Genomic DNA, 17,395 nt, shown 5'->3' with positions numbered 1-17,395 from the left:
CACTGTCGATAGTCAGCGTCCAAGAATATTCTCTTTCGATACTTCCTACGCTCACAAAATCGGCACAACCCCTCATTTTTAGAATTATTGCTCTACACGGATCACTTTTTAACCACGCTATCGTTTTACATTTATTTAATATTTTGATTACACTTAACTGGTAAGACCTCTTATTTAAACCAGACCAATAAACAAAATTACAGTGTCTGAACAAGGAACAGATATATGGACATCTTGCTCTCCCTGCTTGGCTTTGTTGTCGTTAGTGCAACCTGCCTATACCATCGCGCAACAATAGCGCTGACACTTACCGCCTTAACTGCTGTCATGGTGCTGTTTACTTTCTTAGGCACTGCTGGCTCTATTGCTTGGCTGTTGTATCTAACAGCAGTGGCGATATTAGCCGTTCCCGCCATTCGACAAACGTTGATCAGTCGAAAAGCCTTAACATTATTTCGGAAAGTATTACCGGCAATGTCACAAACCGAAAAAGAAGCACTGGATGCCGGGACAGTATGGTGGGAAGCCGAACTGTTTAAAGGAAAGCCAGACTGGCGCAAGCTTCATGATATTGCTGCACCAACATTAAGTGACGAGGAACAGGCTTTTTTAGACGGCCCCGTCAACCAAGTGTGTGCAATGGTCAATGATTATCAAATCACGCATGAACTGGCTGATCTGCCCCCTGAAGTATGGCAATACCTAAAAGACCATAAATTCTTCGCCATGATCATCAAGAAAAAATACGGTGGTCTCGAGTTCTCCGCATACGCGCAATCACTTGTGTTGCAAAAACTGACAGGTGTTTCCAGCGTGCTCTCTTCTACCGTGGGTGTGCCTAACTCACTGGGCCCGGGCGAACTGTTGCAACACTACGGAACTGAAGCACAAAAAGATCATTACCTACCTCGTCTAGCCGAAGGCAAGGAAATACCTTGCTTCGCATTAACCAGCCCAGAAGCTGGTTCAGATGCAGGCTCGATTCCAGACTACGGTGTGGTTTGCCAAGGTGATTGGCAAGGTGAAAAAGTATTGGGCATGCGACTGACATGGAACAAGCGTTATATCACGCTAGCTCCGGTAGCCACCGTTTTAGGGTTAGCATTCAAACTACGCGATCCCGATGGATTGCTCGGTAAACAAGAAGAGGTTGGCATTACTTGCGCCTTGATCCCTACGGAACTTCCGGGCGTCGATATTGGCAACCGCCACTTTCCGCTCAATGTGCCGTTCCAAAATGGGCCAACGCAAGGCAACGACATTTTTGTCCCTCTCGATTTCATTATTGGTGGCCCAAAAATGGCAGGCCAAGGCTGGCGAATGCTGGTTGAATGTTTGTCCGTCGGCCGTGGCATCACGCTGCCTTCTAATTCAACCGGCGGGATCAAAACTGCTGCGCTCGCAACCGGTGCTTATGCGCGCATTCGTCGCCAGTTCAAGCAACCTATTGGCCATATGGAAGGGATTGAAGAACCACTCGCTCGCCTCGGTGGTAACGCCTATGTGATGGATGCCGCCAGCAACCTTACTGTCGCTGGCATTGATGCGGGTGAAAAACCCTCTGTGATATCAGCCATAGTAAAATATCACTGCACTCATCGCGGCCAGCAAAGCATTATCGATGCTATGGATATCGTCGGCGGAAAAGGGATCTGTTTGGGCCCTTCAAACTTCCTTGCTCGTGGCTATCAAGGAGCTCCAATTGCGGTCACCGTAGAAGGAGCAAACATACTGACACGCTCTATGATCATCTTTGGTCAAGGCGCGATTCGCTGCCATCCATACGTACTGGCTGAAATGGATGCCGCTTATTCAGAAAGCGCGGATGCAGTAGCTCAGTTTGACCGCGCGCTTGCTGGGCATGTTAGCTTTACAATGAGCAACCTTGTTCGCAGTATTTGGTTTGGCTTAAGCGATGGTATTGGTTCTGATGCGCCAACCTCTGACGCAACAGCACGTTACTATCAACAGTTAAACCGTTACAGCGCGAATTTAGCTCTGCTTGCCGATATCTCAATGGCGATGCTGGGAGGCTCTCTGAAACGCAAGGAGCGGTTATCTGCGCGCCTTGGTGATATTCTTAGCCAACTTTACTTAAGCTCTGCAACGCTGAAACGCTTCGAACAAGACGCTCGCCCTGAAGAAGATCTGGCGTTGGTACATTGGAGCTTGCAAGACAGCTTGAAACAAACCGAAGTCGCTATCGATGAATTTTTAGCTAACTTCCCTAATCGTTGGGTCGGTCGAGCACTGCGCATCATGCTAATGCCATTTGGACGTGTACGCAGAGCCCCAAGTGATGCGCTCGACAGTACCGTCGCGCAAATTTTACAAACGCCAAGCGCTTCTCGCTCACGTATTGGTCGACATCAATACTTGCAACCAACAGAGCACAACCCTGCAGGTCGCATTGAGCAAGCGTTAGACGTGATCCTCAAAGCCGAGCCTTTGTTTGATAAAGTTTGTAAAATGACTAAGCAGCGCCGTCCATTCCTGAGGTTAGATTTAGTCGCTGAAATTGGTTTGGCGGAAGGCATCATTGATAAACCAGAAGCCGATCTGCTATGTGAGGCTGAGGAGCAGCGTTTATACGTCATCAATGTTGATGACTTTGAGCCAGAAGCCCTAGCCGCAAAGCCAAGATTCCCAGTGATGGATAACGTTGCGTAAACCACTGGGAATATAGCGCTGTACAAAAAAGGACTGCCTCATGCAGTCCTTTTCTCTTTATCATTTTTTGGGCATTTCCAATTGCATCTCAGGGATGGCTTCACGTTTAAATTTCACTTTACGCCATACAAACCAACCAATCAGCCCCAGCAGTATCGCAGCAACGTTGCCTATGGCAATAAACATAATGCTGCGCTGACGCTTTTCCTCACGCAGTTGCAATAAACGTAACTCTTCTTGGATTTTCTGCTGCTTGAGTCGTTCTTCTTCCTGAAGGCGACGAGTTTCTGCCATATCCACTTCTTTCACTACGCTGTACGTTTGCTGCGTGAGTGGAAAAACAAGCGGCCTGCCAGCGGCAAGCTCAGTGGCAAAGGCACGGCCCGTCCATGAATACTGGCCAATTTCCCCTGAGTATGGGATCTTCAATGACACTTTCATCGATTCTTCCGCAGCTGCACCAGCAAGAATATTTTCTGATCCATCAGGATTTTGGTGTTCAATTTGCGCCGCGACAGAACCCGGAGCAACCATGCCTTGCTCCCCAGAAAAAACCAACTCGTGAGGAGTGCCTTCTGTGCGAGACTGAATAAAAGTATGTTGCAGAGGTGACGGGTAAACCAATACTTCATTTTCGCGAGCGCGGAGGAATACACCATTGCCAGAAGTCACTCGTACGCGATATTTACCCGGTTGTGGTGTGATAGGTAGCGACACAGTAAAAATACCGTCACCAGCACGTTCATCGAGCCCCTGCCCGTCATCGGCAAACTCACCAATAGTGGTTGGAATTGGGCGAGCTTCTTTAATCAAGCTATCTTCATTTTCGACATACTTGGTGAACGTCACCATCAACTTAACTCGATCTAAAAAGTCCCTTAGCACTAAGGGTTTTCCATCAGACGTCAGTTGGGCAGTAAACTTAATCTCTTCCCCTTGAAATAATCGTTCAGGCAACTCATCCGTATTTAGCTCTAAATGCGAAATCAGTTTAATTTTGTTTTTTGGCGTCACTTTGCCAATCGCCTGCCAAGGTCCCGGCATCGGGTTATCGATTGAGACGATATCCATAGCAGGCTCTTGATACCAACGAACATTATCAGGAGCACGCCAAGCATAATATTTCTTACCGTCAGGCCGCACCAATACCACTGGTTGAGAACGCTCTGCACGATAAATCACAAAAGTAATTTGTTTAATGGTGGGATCAACACGAAAACGGTTATCGAGTAAAGACATTGAGGATCCCTCAGCGGCATAACTGAGTGATGTATAAACCAGAGCTAACAGGGTAAACCAAATCCTCAACATTCCTTCTCCTACTGACGCCAGAGGCAACTTCCACTTTTTTCGACGATATCTAAACGACCTTGATGTGCTTCTAATTCATCGGCGGTTGCACGTAAAACCTTTAATGCTTTTCGTCCACCAGCAACACGTTTTATCGACTCACCACTCAAATCTCCATCAGATGACGCGTCGCCCCCAAATTGCATTGACGTTTGCCCACCAGTCATCAGCAGGTAAACATCCGCTAGGATCTCCGCATCGAGCAATGCGCCGTGGAGAGTACGATGTGAGTTGTCAATACCGTAACGATCACAGAGTACGTCAAGGTTGTTACGCTTACCCGGGAAGATTTTCTTCGCCATCGCAAGGGTATCAGTCACCTTACAGTAGTCGACTGTCTTACCTATGGCTGGGTCGAGCTTTTCAAACTCGTAATCCATAAAGCCCACGTCGAAGGGCGCGTTATGGGCAACAAGTTCTGCGCCTTTAATAAAGTCTAGAAACTCTTGGTGAGTATCGCGATATTCTGGCTTATCAATAAGAAATTCATCCGTGATACCGTGAACTTCGACGGCGTCTGGCTGTATTTCACGATCAGGTTTGAGATAAACATGGAAATGGCGCCCTGTGAGCTTACGGTTGATGATTTCAACCGCACCGATTTCGATGATACGGTGCCCTTGGTAGTGAGGACCACCTTCTCTGTTCATACCCGTGGTTTCGGTATCGAGCACCACGATGCGTTGGGAATTCGATTTGTTACTGGTATTCATAACGATATGTGTGTCAGACTATGCTTTATAACTGCTTAACCCAATAGTATCAAATCATGACAAAACAGGTGGAAATTTTCACTGATGGTTCCTGTTTGGGGAATCCAGGCCCGGGTGGCTACGGGATCGTACTTCGCTACAAGCAAGTAGAAAAAACCTTGGCGAAGGGCTACACCCTAACAACCAATAACCGCATGGAAATGCTCGCAACCATCGTTGCTCTGCAAACTCTCAAAGAACCCTGTCATGTTATTCTGACGACGGATAGCCAATACGTACGTCAAGGGATCACCCAATGGATCCACAATTGGAAGAAACGTGGCTGGAAAACGGCAGATAAAAAACCAGTGAAAAATGCGGATTTATGGCAAGCACTCGACAGTGAAACTCAGCGTCACGAGATTGACTGGCGTTGGGTCAAAGGCCACGCAGGTCACCGAGAAAATGAAATGTGTGATGAACTTGCACGTACGGCTGCAGAAAACCCAACCGACGAGGACACAGGCTATCAGCCTTCTTGATGGTTGGTCTTTTCGACTCTGACTTTATAGTTCACCCCAACTGGAGAAAGCTTACGTTTAAGCTTCCAATGAGGTTTGATCGGTTTTAGTGGGTAGGTCCGTTTTCGTGCCACAATAAAATACAAACTACCAAAGGGGGAAGCCCACTCCCCTAGACTGTTCTCCATCCAAGTCCACATCGTGCGATACCTCTGCATTGGAAACAAAGCATACCTGTCCATCTCAATTACTTGATAATTTAGTAAACCAAGCCAGTCTCGAACTCGCCCGGGAGTGAACATTCGCCCACTCCAAGGTAAATTATTCCTGCGCCACGGCATCAAGCTTGCCAGCCCAGTGAAGCTAACAGGATTAAACCCCGTGATGATCAAGTAACCATCATCAATCATAACTCGATCGACTTCGCGCAGCATTCGATGCGGATCATTGCAGTAATCCAATTGATGGGCTAATAAAACAGCATCAAAGCTTTTTTCAAGAAAAGGGAGCTCGTAACCATCCGCGATAACATTATGCAATGGGTTCTGGATATCTAGGTTTACTTGATGTTGAATGTTACAGTTACAACTGGTGGTGAGCTCACAGCTCAACCCTCCCAGCTTTAAAAAATGGTAACCAAACAATTTCGGGCACCATTCATCCACGCGGATTTGAATGGACTCACTCACCCATTGACCATTTTTTAGCTGAGACCATGAATGAGGCTTTTCAAGCTTTTTATTGCTGCGTGCTGGGTTCATGTGTAACCTGCTTCACTCTTGGGGATTGGAGACTCAACAATGTTAGATATCAAAAGCATACCCGCATTTAACGACAATTACATCTGGCTGATACAAAATAGCGATCAGCGTTGTGCCGTCGTCGATCCGGGCGATGCCAAGCCCGTATTAGAATATATTCAAACACATAACTTAACACTGGATGCCATTCTCATCACGCATCATCACGCTGACCATACTGGAGGGATCTCAGAACTGGCACGCCACTTCCCTAATGCAGATATTGTTGGCCCAGCAAATGATCCCGTTCCACCACTGACGCATCCTGTATCAGGGGGTGACCAAATTAAACTTTTTGATGAGGTATTTTTTATCCTTGGATTAGAAGGACATACACTCGGTCATATTGGGTATGTCGGTGATGGTAAACTATTCTGTGGTGATGTGCTGTTTTCTGCCGGATGTGGACGAGTTTTTGAAGGCACAATGGAGCAAATGTACACATCTCTAGAAAAAATAGCAGCTCTACCAGAAGAGACCGAAGTGTACTGCGCACATGAATATACCGCAGGCAACCTTTCTTTTGCTTTGGCTGTTGAGCCAGAAAATGACCTCTTGCAACAATATCGCGATGAGGTAAATCGTCTGCGGGCACAAAACAAAGCCACCATTCCGACAACATTGCGCCAAGAAAAATGGGTAAATCCGTTCTTACGCTTAGATCAACCTAATGTGATCAAATCGGTGGCAAATCGTACAGCACAAACCGATCCACTCGCTATTTTTACCGCATTACGTGAGTGGAAGAACGAATTTTAACGTTTTGGTGCTTGTCACTCGCATAACTAGACCTTTATTATCAGCAGCTACATAACAAAAGGGCTGTAGAATGCGAGTAACATACAGCTGGGTACTGGCGCTTTTTCTGACAGGATGTCAGCTTACCCAGCCACCACAACAAACCAATGCAGAACCAACGAATACTCAAGCCAAACCAAAAGTTGAGCATACGGTTAATTCTGAAGTTAAGCCAAGTAAACCCGTTATCAAGCTCAAGCCAGTATTGACGCCTGAATCACAAGAAGACGTTTGGCAACGCATTGCTATGCAATTGGAAATGCCTATTCCAATGCATAAAAAAGTCGACTATTACCGTAATTGGTACCTCAAGCACCCTCGTCATCTTAAGACGGTGTCTGAACGCGCGGAACCTTTCCTGTATCTGATCACTGAGAAAATTGAAGAACGTAATCTTCCACTCGAGCTGGCGCTTTTACCTGTTGTTGAAAGCTCCTTTGATGCGTTTGCTTATTCACATGGCCGTGCGGCAGGTTTATGGCAGTTTATTCCGGCGACAGGCAAGATGTATGGATTAGAGCAAAACTACTGGTATGACGGTCGCCGCGATGTCGCAGCTTCTACCGATGCTGCACTTGATTACTTAACCTCACTCAATAAGCGTTTTGATGGGAATTGGGATCATGCGATTGCTGCCTACAATAGCGGTGGTGGTCGAGTTTCTAGCGCAATACGCAAAAACAAAAAACTCGGCAAACCAGTGGACTTTTTCTCCTTGGACCTACCAAAAGAGACCAGCGGTTACTTGCCTAAGCTTCTCGCTCTTTCGGATATCATTGCCAACCAAGATAAATACGGCATCAAGATCCCAGCGATTGCAAATAAACCAGTCGTAGAACAAGTTGACCCGAAAGAGCAGCTCGATCTCGCTATTGCCGCGCAATATGCCGGTATTTCTGTTAAACAACTACAGAGCCTAAACCCTGCCTATAACCAATGGGCAACGGCTCCAAATGGGCCACATCGATTACTGTTACCAATTGAAGCGGTTACCCAGTTTACTCAGCAAGTGGATAGCAACCGTGGTAAAGGGATGAAACTGGTTCGCTATAAGGTGAAATCAGGGGATAGCCTTAGTGTCCTAGCGCAAAAATATAACACCACCCCAAAAGTGATTCGTACCGCCAATAACCTATCAGGCAATACCATTCGTGTTGGTCAGGCACTAATGATCCCAACATCGACCAAAGATGATAAAGCCTATTTACTAAGCGCTTCGAACCGCTTGCAGAAAACTCAAGATAAAAGCCGCGGAAAGTACAAACTGATCCACAAAGTCAGCGCTGGAGAAAGTTGGTGGAGTATTGCCAACGACAATAAAGTATCTCATCAAGCACTCGCAAAATGGAATGGGCTCAGCCCACGCGATACATTACGTATCGGACAAAGTTTAGTGATCTGGAAAGATGGTAGCGATGGTGCCATCATTCGAACCGTTTTTTATAAAGTCCGCTCTGGTGATACCATCAGTGGGATCGCAAATAGATTTAAAGTGAAAAGTAACGATATCGTCAAATGGAATGCATTAAGCAAGAATAAGTACCTGCAGCCGGGTCAAAAGCTTAAATTATATGTCGATGTCACTAAGGTAAGTGTTTAATGAATCCTTCAAGTAACCCACTCATCATGCTGGTGGACATTTTTCGTTCACCAAGTTCATGTTTTCTCGCATTGTATCAAAGAGGGATGTGGGGCTGGCAACCGTATATCTTTTTGATGCTGACCCCTTTCCTATTTTGGGGTGCTTACTTTGATATCGTTGACTTTGAATGGCTAAAAGCCGGTCTATCCGCGCAACTTGGCCAAACAAATCCAGAGCAACTAGAGCTTTTGGATGCTAATACACTCATGGCGAGCGAAATCATTAGTGATATTGTCAGCCGAACGCTCACAATTATTATGCTGGCATTTTGGTTCAACCTAGCGACCAAACCAAGCCAGCATCAACATGGCTTTTGGCGTTGGTTTGCCGCCAGTGCCGTCATCACTTTCCCGGCAGTACTTGGTGATCTCGCCAGTTACGCCAGCTTACTGCTTAAACATGGTCAAGTGATGACCTATGCAGCTGATCTCAATAGCTTAAATGGTTTACTCAAACTACCTCTAACCAATGATTGGTCTCAGTTTGCCAGTTCATTTCCACTGCTTCTTCCTTGGTACATCGTACTCGGCTATGCCGCAATAGGTACATGGACTGAATTTGAACGAGGGCAGGCTCTGGTTATTTCGGCATTACCTTGGTTAGGTTACTACCTAATTTGGGCCATTTACATTGCTATAAGCTAAATTGAACTAATAAAGGATTATGATCAGAGGCGTCAGAAACAGGCGCCTCTGCTGTTTTTAGAGAAAGCCCCTTGTAGAACACATGATCCAGTGGCAATCCAGTTAAAAATTCCACTCGGTGATCAGGGGAAAACTTAACCTCTGTCAGTTTCAAACCGCTCAAAGCTTGTTTCAAGACCTGTAAGCGCTGCTCACTCCAGCTATTAAAATCTCCTGCAACAATAATTGGCCCCGTGTGCTCATTTAGCGCAGCAACCAAGCTATCTAATTGCCGTTGATACTCTGTCGTACCATAAGTAAAGTTCACCCCATGAATGTTAACAACAGCCAGTTGTTGACCGTCAGAGAGCTGATAGGTTGCATAGAGTGCCGATTTAGGTAATCGAAGCCATGGTTCCAACTCTGTGTATGCACACGCTTTTACAGGCAATTCTGGCGCTAAATTTAGCACCCCAGCACTAACATCAAATGCTTTAAACGCGTCAACCTGATTGCCATTCCAGCCTCGTTGAGCAATCCATTGCTTTAACTCGGAAGTCATACTGGCCTCTTGCAGTAAAACCAACTGTTTGTTTGAGGAGTATTGCTCTAATGCTTGCTGCCAATTGTCTCGATTTTGCTTATAAATGTTCCAAACTAAAAGGTTAATCACGCCACTTTCATCAATAGTGACAGGAGCAGGATTATGGTAACAATTGAGTGAAGGCAACTCTGAGTGGCTTTCTATCGTTGTTAATTGAGGTGTATCTGAAAGGGTAAATATGGTCTGGTAACCCCAAATGATCACAACGGTAATCATGAAAGGAAGCCCAAGGAGTAGCTTTTTTCTCATATCAATAAAAAAGAGCCTTACGGCTCTTTTCTCTTAAATTGCGTCTTCGTCTTCTTCTCCAGTACGGATACGCACCACGCGTTCCACGTCCGTAATGAAGATCTTTCCATCGCCAATTTTACCGGTTTGAGCGGTCTCAATAATAGTATCGACACATTGATCAGCGACGTCATCAGTCACCACAATCTCAAGCTTCACTTTTGGTAAAAAGTCCACCATGTACTCAGCACCACGATACAGTTCTGTATGCCCTTTCTGACGACCAAAACCTTTCACTTCTGAAACCGTCATACCAGTGATGCCAACTTCAGCCAGTGCTTCACGAACATCATCAAGCTTAAATGGTTTAATGATCGCTTCAATTTTCTTCATGTTCATCCCTTAAACTTTTGGCGTTGCCGCTATTATCAGCCAGCAAAGGCTAACAATCAACAAAAAGCCCGAGCATATAGGCTCGGGCTCATCATGAATACATTCAACTATTTCAAACTCGAATAGTACGCGGCCAAATTCGCAATATCATCATCGTTTAGCAATGCAGCCTGCGCTTGCATCACCGCGGCAAGGCCACCCGTTCGCTCTTTGTTTTTATAAGCTTTAATCGAGGAAATAATGTATTGCTCATTTTGTCCTTTTAAATGTGGGTAGCCTGGAATGGTCGCCATACCATCTGCACCATGGCATGCAGCACAAACCATCGCTTTCGCTTTACCCGCTTCAATATCACCAGCGACTGCTTGCCCTCCAATCATGCCTATGCCGATAATGATTCCCAGTGCGACTTTTTTCATTGCTCTTCCTTAATTTATCGTGTTTTTATTATACGATTCTTACACAAAATCGGATTACTTGCTCCAGAGAAGTTCACAATCGTGACCTGCAAACGCTTGATCTATAAACAAACCTGCAACTGCAACTACCCGACCTTGATGGAGTAAAATTGGAGTTCGGCGTCTCTGCCAGCTAGGCACATCATACTCTTGAAACAGCTTCTTAAGCTTACGGCTATGACCGCGACCAACAGGATGAGCACTTAAACCTTGCGGCTCAAATACCACATCAAAACACGTCGCTTTCCCTTCTGGTAGTCGGAGATGGTTCTGAGCACCGCTGTCTTGGAGTGATAAGCAGCCAAGACTATCAGGTAAGTTCAAGGTCTCACCCAGCTTAAACACACTACGCCATTGACTCACGTCTGCCCACTGCGCAAGCATGTGTAGCGCACCATTAAAACGGCGAATTTGTACAGATTGAAGATTGAGTTGCGGATTTGCGTCTTGTTTAGCCAATGCAATTTGTTGCCAAATCATCAAACTGTGCTCTCGACTAGGCATCAGCTGATGATGATGCTCAAACCACATTCTGAGTAAGCGTACTCTCGCCAACTCTGAGCTGTCCGCTAGCACAGCAATAGACAGGCTACCGTCACTTTGCAGTGCTGATTGAAACTTTTCAGCTAATAGCTCATTGAGCAGTGCTTCTTGTTCGGCGCACAATTCTGCACTGCGCTGCACTGACTGACGATAAGAAGGCCAGCGCTCAGTTAACACAGGGGTTACTTGATGGCGGATGAAGTTGCGATCGAAGCGAATATCTTGGTTACTTTCATCCTCCACCCAAGCTAAGCTTCTGGATTCAGCATACGCTTCAATTTGAGCGCGTGAGCATTTCAGTAAGGGGCGAACTACTTTTCCACCAGCAAACGGCATACTTTCAGCCATTGAAGATAAGCCTTTGGGCCCACTACCTCGCTTTAATGCCAACAAGAACGTTTCCAATTGGTCGTCAGCATGTTGCCCTGTTAACAGCAGATCACCTTGGTTCAAGTGCTTTTCGAGAGCTTGGTAACGTGCTTCTCTCGCCAACTTCTCGATACTTTCACCACTAGCGGAAGCTAACTGAACATACTCGACCTTAAAAGCAATACCTACTTGCGCTGCCCAGCGTGCACAATTTTCCGCCCATTCATCCGCATTTGAGCTCAACCCATGATGAACATAGATTGCCATTATATTCATTGGGTGTTGCTGCTGATATTGATGGGCTAAATCAAGCAAAACACGAGAGTCGATACCACCACTAAAAGCGATAACGATTTTATGCTCAGGTAGGTAATGTTGATGCAATAGCTGAGAGAACTGGTGATATAACTCGGGCATATTCAGTAACAAGTAATCCAAAATCACAGCTAGTTTAGCGTGAAACCCAATCTTTGTCCTTGTCTGCTAGGTACAAAAAAGGCCGAACTCAGTTCGGCCTTTTTATTAATTCATACTGCTTAACAGTAACCGTAGCTCATCAAGCGTTGATAACGACGCTCTAGCAAATCTTCAGCACCAAATTGCTCAAGCTCTTCTAATTGTTTTAGAAGTGTTGCTTTCATGTTTTCAGCCATTTGAATGTGATCACGATGCGCACCACCAAGTGGTTCTTCAATGATTTCATCAATCAGCTCAAGCTCTTTTAAACGAGGAGCAATCAGACCCATCGCTTCTGCAGCTTGCGGTGCTTTATCTGAATCACGCCAAAGGATAGATGCACACCCTTCAGGAGAGATCACTGAGTAAGTCGAGTACTGAAGCATATTCACGTAATCGCCAACACCAATCGCCAATGCGCCACCAGAGCCGCCTTCACCAACAACGTTACAAATAACAGGCACTTTAAGGCCAGCCATCACTTTAAGGTTTTTTGCGATTGCTTCAGATTGACCACGTTCTTCTGCACCAACACCTGGGTATGCACCAGCCGTGTCAATGAACGTGATGATAGGCATTTTAAAACGCTCTGCCATTTCCATTAGACGAAGAGCTTTACGGTAACCTTCCGGTTTTGGCATGCCAAAGTTACGCTTAACCTTTTCTTTCGTTTCACGACCTTTTTGGTGGCCAATGATCATCACTGGACGCCCTTCTAGGCGAGCAATACCACCAACAATAGCTTTGTCATCAGCATAAGCACGATCACCAGCCAGTTCATCAAACTCCGTGAAAACGTGTTCAACGTAGTCTAATGTGTATGGACGAAGAGGGTGACGAGCAAGCTGCGCTGTTTCCCAAGCACCAAGATCGTTAAAGATTTTCTTTTTAAGCTCTAAGCTTTTTTTCTCTAGCTGTTCGATTTCTTTATCTAAATCAACGCCCGCTTCACCACCGTGGCGAGAAACATCACGTAACGCTTCGATTTTCGCTTCAAGTTCTGCAATTGGCTTTTCAAATTCTAGAAAGTTTAGGCTCATCTATGGATCCTTTTCACTCGATATTTGTATATCGAATTTTTAGTTAAATTCGAGTTCTACCTGGCTCTTACCAAGCAACTGTTTTAATTCGTCTAATAATGTATCACTTGGCGTCACTCGCCATTCTGTCCCCAAGGCGATCCGCGCTCGCGCATCACAACGTTGGTAGTATACATTCACAGGTACGCTACCTGCTCGGTGAGGCTCCAGTATTTTACTGAAACGCTCGAAAAACTGATCGTCTATCTGAGATTCATCAATCGAAACAGATACACCACGTGCGTATTTTTCACGTGCAGCGCCAAGATCCATGACCTCGCGCGCGGACATTTTAAGACCACCATTGAAATCATCAAAGCTGACCTGTCCAGAAATCACCAAAATTTTGTCTTTTTCGAGAAGTTCAGCATAACGATCAAGCGCATCAGAGAACAGCATGACTTCCATTCGTCCACTGCGATCATCCAACGTCATGATACCAATTCGGGTTCCACGCTTAGTTGTCATCACTCGAGCGGCAATAACTAAGCCTGCCACAGTAACTAATTGATCACGACGCGTTGGCGTGGCGTCTTTTAGTCGACAACTGGTGTACTTACCAAGTTCCTTGAGATACGCATTAATTGGGTGCCCGGTCAAATAAAGCCCTAATGTATCACGCTCACCTTCCAGCCAAACCTTTTCAGGCCATGGTGGCACCTTAGTGTACTTGTGCTCAACTTCTTCTGGCGCTTCAGTTAATACGCCAAAAAGATCGGACTGACCAAATGCTTCAGCTTGGTGATGTTGGCTTGCTGCTTTGACCGCATCATCCAGCGAAGCCATCAATGCTGCACGATGAGGACCAAGACGATCAAGCGCCCCTGCGTAAATTAATTTCTCAATGACTCGTTTATTCACTTTTTTCAGATCAATACGAGCACAGAAGTCGAATAAGTCTTTAAAGTGGCCATCTTTATTGCGCGCAACCAATATTGCTTCAATCGGGCCTTCACCAACCCCTTTGATTGCACCTATTCCATAAACAATCGCACCATCTTCATCGACGTTAAAGCGATACAAGCCCGCATTGATGTCTGGCGGTAACACCTTTAACTTCATTCGGAAACATTCGTCGACTAAGCCAACCACTTTTTCCGTGTTATCCATATCAGCGGTCATTACCGCCGCCATAAACTCTGCAGGGAAATGCGTTTTAAGCCAAAGTGTTTGGTAAGAAACTAAGGCGTAGGCTGCTGAGTGAGATTTGTTAAAACCATAACCGGCGAATTTTTCTACCAAGTCGAAGATTTTCATCGCCAACTCGCCATCAACACCATTCTTCACCGCGCCATCTTCAAATGTCGCACGCTGCTTAGCCATTTCTTCAGGTTTTTTCTTACCCATCGCACGTCGCAGCATGTCTGCACCACCAAGGGTATAACCAGACAGTACCTGTGCGATCTGCATGACCTGTTCCTGATAGAGAATAATGCCGTAGGTCGGATCAAGGATTTCCTTCAACGATTCATGTTGCCACTTTTCATCAGGGTATGAGATGGCTTCGCGACCATGTTTACGGTCGATAAAGTTATCTACCATGCCTGACTGCAATGGTCCTGGACGGAACAAGGCCACCAATGCGATGATATCTTCAAAACAGTCAGGCTGAAGGCGTTTGATCAGCTCTTTCATACCACGCGATTCAAGCTGGAATACTGCTGTGGTTTCAGAGTTCTGAAGCAAACGGAATGAAGTGTCGTCAGCCAAGTCGATCGATTCAATTCGAACTGGTTCTTTACCCTCTTTCTCTAAACGAGGGTTGATCAACCCTAACGCCCAATCGATGATGGTTAGAGTTCGTAGACCCAAAAAGTCAAACTTAACTAAGCCTGCGGTTTCTACGTCGTTTTTGTCAAACTGTGTTACGGGGAAATGGCCTTCAGCATCTGCATAAATCGGGGCAAAATCGGTAATGGTGGTTGGGGAAATCACAACCCCACCCGCGTGCTTACCAGCATTTCGCGTACACCCTTCCAAAATGCGGCACATATCGATAAGGTCTTTGACTTCCTCATCGTTATTATAAAGCTCAGGTAACGCTGGCTCGGCTTTGAATGCCTTTTCCAGTGTCATACCCGGATCTGGCGGCACCAGTTTAGAGATACGATCAACAAAACCAAATGGATGCCCTAATACGCGGCCCACATCTCGGATAACTGCCTTCGCAGCCATGGTACCAAAGGTGATGATCTGAGATACCGCATCGCGGCCGTACATTTCTGCTACGTGATCAATCACCTGATCACGTTTATCCATACAAAAATCGACGTCGAAATCGGGCATCGAAACACGTTCTGGGTTTAAGAAACGTTCGAAGAGCAAATCATATTCAAGCGGGTCAAGATCCGTGATTTTTAGCGCATATGCAACAAGGGAACCTGCACCAGAACCTCGACCAGGGCCTACAGGGATATCGTTATCTTTCGACCACTGGATGAACTCCATTACGATCAAAAAGTACCCCGGGAAACCCATGTTGTTGATCACTTCCAATTCAATTTTCAAGCGATCATCATACTCTGGTCGGCGCTTTGCGCGCTCTTCTGCATCAGGAAAAAGAAATTCCAAACGCTCTTCCAACCCTTCTTCCGATTTCTTTACTAAGAACTCGGTTTCTTCCATTCCTTCAGTAGGGAACGCCGGTAAGAAGTATTCACCTAAACGTACCGTCACATTACAGCGTTTAGCGATCTCAACACTGTTTTCTAATGCTTCTGGAATATCAGCAAACAGTTCGCACATTTCTTCTTCTGTACGAAGGTATTGTTGCGGACTGTATTTTTTAGGGCGACGAGGGTCTTCAAGTGTGTAACCATCATGAATCGCTACGCGGATTTCATGGGCGTCAAAAAGATCTTCTGAGATGAACACAACGTCGTTTGTTGCGACAACCGGAAGCTCAAACTGCTCCGCAAGCTCTAAAGCAAAATGAAGGTAGCTTTCTTCATCAGCTCGACCAGTACGGGTCAGCTCAAGATAAAAACGATCTGGGAAATGCGCTTGGTAAAAGGCTACGCAACTGTTAACAAGGGCCTGATTGCCTTTGAGTAAAGCTTTGCCGATCTCTCCATCTTTACCACCAGACAGTAAGATCAGGCCTTCTGCATGATTGATAAGCCACTCTTTATCAATTACAGGCTGGTGCTGTACATGACCACGAAGATAAGCCTCAGAAATCAGTAACGTTAGATTCTTATAACCGGTATTGTCTGCTGCCAGAACTGTAATCTTACTCAGCTCTTCACCAAATTCTGGTGACTGCATGGCAAAGTCGGCGCCGATGATTGGCTTGATACCACAACCATGAGCCGTACCATAAAACTTAACGAGACCACACAAGTTTGTGAAATCAGTCAGTGCTACCGCAGGCATCCCCATTTCAGCCACTTTCTTGACCAATGGAGGCACCTTAGACAGGCCGTCGACCATGGAAAAGTCACTATGAACTCGAAGGTGGATAAACTTAGGATCTGACATGAATAAAGTTCCGGAATATAACGCGTTGCGGAAAGTTAGGGGCTATTTTACGTGAATAGCCCGCAAATTGTTACTCTATACCAAGAGCTTTTTTTACTGGCTTAAAGCTTTTGCGATGTTCGGCGATCACACCATGTTGCTCTATCGCTTCAAAATGTGCTTTGGTCGGATAACCTTTATGTTTAGCAAAACCAAATTGTGGATGAACCTTATCCAGCGCTTCCATTTCTTGATCACGCACCACTTTGGCAATAATGGAGGCTGCGCTTATCTCTGCCACACGCAAATCACCTTTCACTACAGCCTGAGCATCCATTGCTAATTCAGGACAACGGTTACCATCAATTAAGGCTAAATCCGGCTGAACCGATAGTCCCGCAATCGCTCTTTGCATTGCTACCATAGTGGCTTGGAGAATATTCAACTCATCAATTTCAGTTGGAGAACAGCGCCCTACCGACCAAGCTAATGCTTTTTCTTTGATCTCAGGAAGAAGTGCTAAACGCTTTTTCTCCGACAATTTTTTAGAATCATTAAGCCCTTCTATTGGATTATTCGGGTCAAGAATAACGGCTGCAGTCACAACATCCCCGACCAAAGGCCCACGCCCGACTTCATCGACACCAGCGACCAAGTGGTAACCATGAGGATACTCAAAAGGTGGTAATTCTTTTTTATCTTTTGTCATA

At 45.7% G+C, this 17,395-nt stretch carries 15 protein-coding genes; 5 read left to right on the top strand and 10 right to left on the bottom strand.

What is annotated here, in order from left to right:
* The first annotated feature begins 225 nt into the window (after positions 1-225).
* A complete protein-coding gene (gene fadE / locus ACQEXU_RS16385; RefSeq protein ID WP_427011626.1) occupies positions 226-2,670 on the top strand; it encodes an acyl-CoA dehydrogenase FadE in 2,445 nt (814 codons plus the stop codon).
* A gap of 60 nt (positions 2,671-2,730) precedes the next feature.
* Here fadE and ACQEXU_RS16380 read toward each other — a convergent pair whose 3' ends face one another.
* On the bottom strand, positions 2,731-3,981 hold the full coding sequence (locus ACQEXU_RS16380; protein WP_427011625.1) for a TIGR03503 family protein: 1,251 nt from the start codon (positions 3,979-3,981) through the stop codon (positions 2,731-2,733).
* Positions 3,982-3,989: 8 nt separating this feature from the next.
* Entirely contained in the window at positions 3,990-4,733 is a 744-nt protein-coding gene (gene dnaQ, locus ACQEXU_RS16375) for a DNA polymerase III subunit epsilon (protein WP_367988367.1), read from the bottom strand.
* Between the two features lie 56 nt (positions 4,734-4,789).
* Here dnaQ and rnhA point away from each other — a divergent pair, with 56 nt between their 5' ends.
* Complete coding sequence (rnhA, locus tag ACQEXU_RS16370) at positions 4,790-5,254, top strand: ribonuclease HI (protein ID WP_427011624.1); 465 nt, start codon at positions 4,790-4,792, stop codon at positions 5,252-5,254.
* Here rnhA and ACQEXU_RS16365 read toward each other — a convergent pair.
* Positions 5,242-5,994, bottom strand: a complete 753-nt coding sequence (locus tag ACQEXU_RS16365; RefSeq protein WP_367988365.1) for a class I SAM-dependent methyltransferase — start codon at positions 5,992-5,994, stop codon at positions 5,242-5,244. The two genes, rnhA and ACQEXU_RS16365, sit on opposite strands and share 13 nt — an antisense overlap.
* Positions 5,995-6,033: 39 nt before the next feature.
* On the opposite strand from ACQEXU_RS16365, the gene gloB reads away from it, so the two are divergent.
* The 3 genes from gloB (at position 6,034) to ACQEXU_RS16350 (ending at position 9,117) form a co-directional block, all read left to right on the top strand.
* Positions 6,034-6,792 (top strand): hydroxyacylglutathione hydrolase, encoded by a 759-nt coding sequence (gene gloB / locus ACQEXU_RS16360; protein ID WP_427011623.1) that lies wholly within the window; start codon positions 6,034-6,036, stop codon positions 6,790-6,792.
* Positions 6,793-6,862: 70 nt separating this feature from the next.
* Positions 6,863-8,431: a LysM peptidoglycan-binding domain-containing protein gene (locus ACQEXU_RS16355; protein WP_427011622.1), complete on the top strand. Its 1,569-nt coding sequence runs from the start codon at positions 6,863-6,865 to the stop codon at positions 8,429-8,431.
* Positions 8,431-9,117, top strand: a complete 687-nt coding sequence (locus ACQEXU_RS16350) for a YIP1 family protein (protein ID WP_367988361.1) — start codon at positions 8,431-8,433, stop codon at positions 9,115-9,117. The genes ACQEXU_RS16355 and ACQEXU_RS16350 overlap by 1 nt, the downstream gene beginning before the upstream one ends.
* Here the strand turns inward: ACQEXU_RS16350 and ACQEXU_RS16345 are convergent.
* From ACQEXU_RS16345 to rnhB, 7 genes are all read right to left on the bottom strand, one after another.
* Positions 9,107-9,949 carry an endonuclease/exonuclease/phosphatase family protein gene (locus ACQEXU_RS16345; RefSeq protein WP_427011621.1) on the bottom strand — a complete coding sequence of 281 codons (843 nt, stop codon included), beginning with the start codon at positions 9,947-9,949 and terminating at the stop codon, positions 9,107-9,109. The two genes, ACQEXU_RS16350 and ACQEXU_RS16345, sit on opposite strands and share 11 nt — an antisense overlap.
* Positions 9,950-9,982: 33 nt before the next feature.
* Positions 9,983-10,321, bottom strand: coding sequence for a nitrogen regulatory protein P-II (gene glnB / locus ACQEXU_RS16340; RefSeq protein WP_038203435.1), 339 nt, complete (start codon positions 10,319-10,321; stop codon positions 9,983-9,985).
* 107 nt (positions 10,322-10,428) lie between these two features.
* Complete coding sequence (locus tag ACQEXU_RS16335; RefSeq protein ID WP_367988359.1) at positions 10,429-10,740, bottom strand: c-type cytochrome; 312 nt, start codon at positions 10,738-10,740, stop codon at positions 10,429-10,431.
* A gap of 54 nt (positions 10,741-10,794) precedes the next feature.
* Positions 10,795-12,108: a tRNA lysidine(34) synthetase TilS gene (tilS, locus tag ACQEXU_RS16330; RefSeq protein WP_427011620.1), complete on the bottom strand. Its 1,314-nt coding sequence runs from the start codon at positions 12,106-12,108 to the stop codon at positions 10,795-10,797.
* 119 nt (positions 12,109-12,227) lie between these two features.
* Positions 12,228-13,187, bottom strand: a complete 960-nt coding sequence (accA, locus tag ACQEXU_RS16325) for an acetyl-CoA carboxylase carboxyl transferase subunit alpha (RefSeq protein ID WP_367988357.1) — start codon at positions 13,185-13,187, stop codon at positions 12,228-12,230.
* A gap of 39 nt (positions 13,188-13,226) precedes the next feature.
* A complete protein-coding gene (gene dnaE, locus ACQEXU_RS16320) occupies positions 13,227-16,706 on the bottom strand; it encodes a DNA polymerase III subunit alpha (protein WP_427011619.1) in 3,480 nt (1,159 codons plus the stop codon).
* 70 nt (positions 16,707-16,776) lie between these two features.
* Positions 16,777-17,394: a ribonuclease HII gene (gene rnhB / locus ACQEXU_RS16315; RefSeq protein WP_427011618.1), complete on the bottom strand. Its 618-nt coding sequence runs from the start codon at positions 17,392-17,394 to the stop codon at positions 16,777-16,779.
* Position 17,395: the final 1 nt, after the last annotated feature.

Origin of the sequence: Vibrio sp. TRT 21S02 (assembly GCF_050113675.1) — a bacterium.
Classification (GTDB): Bacteria; Pseudomonadota; Gammaproteobacteria; order Enterobacterales; family Vibrionaceae; genus Vibrio.
Note: the sequence above shows the minus strand (reverse complement) of the source record. Positions and strands in the feature narration are given on the sequence as shown.

Bases quoted from the DNA above. Each gene is read 5' to 3' on its own strand.
- fadE (WP_427011626.1), top strand. From the start codon at position 226: ATGGACATCTTGCTCTCCCTGCTTGGCTTTGTTGTCGTTAGTGCAACC.
- ACQEXU_RS16380 (WP_427011625.1), bottom strand. From the start codon at position 3,981: ATGTTGAGGATTTGGTTTACCCTGTTAGCTCTGGTTTATACATCACTC.
- dnaQ (WP_367988367.1), bottom strand. From the start codon at position 4,733: ATGAATACCAGTAACAAATCGAATTCCCAACGCATCGTGGTGCTCGAT.
- rnhA (WP_427011624.1), top strand. From the start codon at position 4,790: ATGACAAAACAGGTGGAAATTTTCACTGATGGTTCCTGTTTGGGGAAT.
- ACQEXU_RS16365 (WP_367988365.1), bottom strand. From the start codon at position 5,994: ATGAACCCAGCACGCAGCAATAAAAAGCTTGAAAAGCCTCATTCATGG.
- gloB (WP_427011623.1), top strand. From the start codon at position 6,034: ATGTTAGATATCAAAAGCATACCCGCATTTAACGACAATTACATCTGG.
- ACQEXU_RS16355 (WP_427011622.1), top strand. From the start codon at position 6,863: ATGCGAGTAACATACAGCTGGGTACTGGCGCTTTTTCTGACAGGATGT.
- ACQEXU_RS16350 (WP_367988361.1), top strand. From the start codon at position 8,431: ATGAATCCTTCAAGTAACCCACTCATCATGCTGGTGGACATTTTTCGT.
- ACQEXU_RS16345 (WP_427011621.1), bottom strand. From the start codon at position 9,949: ATGAGAAAAAAGCTACTCCTTGGGCTTCCTTTCATGATTACCGTTGTG.
- glnB (WP_038203435.1), bottom strand. From the start codon at position 10,321: ATGAAGAAAATTGAAGCGATCATTAAACCATTTAAGCTTGATGATGTT.
- ACQEXU_RS16335 (WP_367988359.1), bottom strand. From the start codon at position 10,740: ATGAAAAAAGTCGCACTGGGAATCATTATCGGCATAGGCATGATTGGA.
- tilS (WP_427011620.1), bottom strand. From the start codon at position 12,108: ATGCCCGAGTTATATCACCAGTTCTCTCAGCTATTGCATCAACATTAC.
- accA (WP_367988357.1), bottom strand. From the start codon at position 13,187: ATGAGCCTAAACTTTCTAGAATTTGAAAAGCCAATTGCAGAACTTGAA.
- dnaE (WP_427011619.1), bottom strand. From the start codon at position 16,706: ATGTCAGATCCTAAGTTTATCCACCTTCGAGTTCATAGTGACTTTTCC.
- rnhB (WP_427011618.1), bottom strand. From the start codon at position 17,394: ATGACAAAAGATAAAAAAGAATTACCACCTTTTGAGTATCCTCATGGT.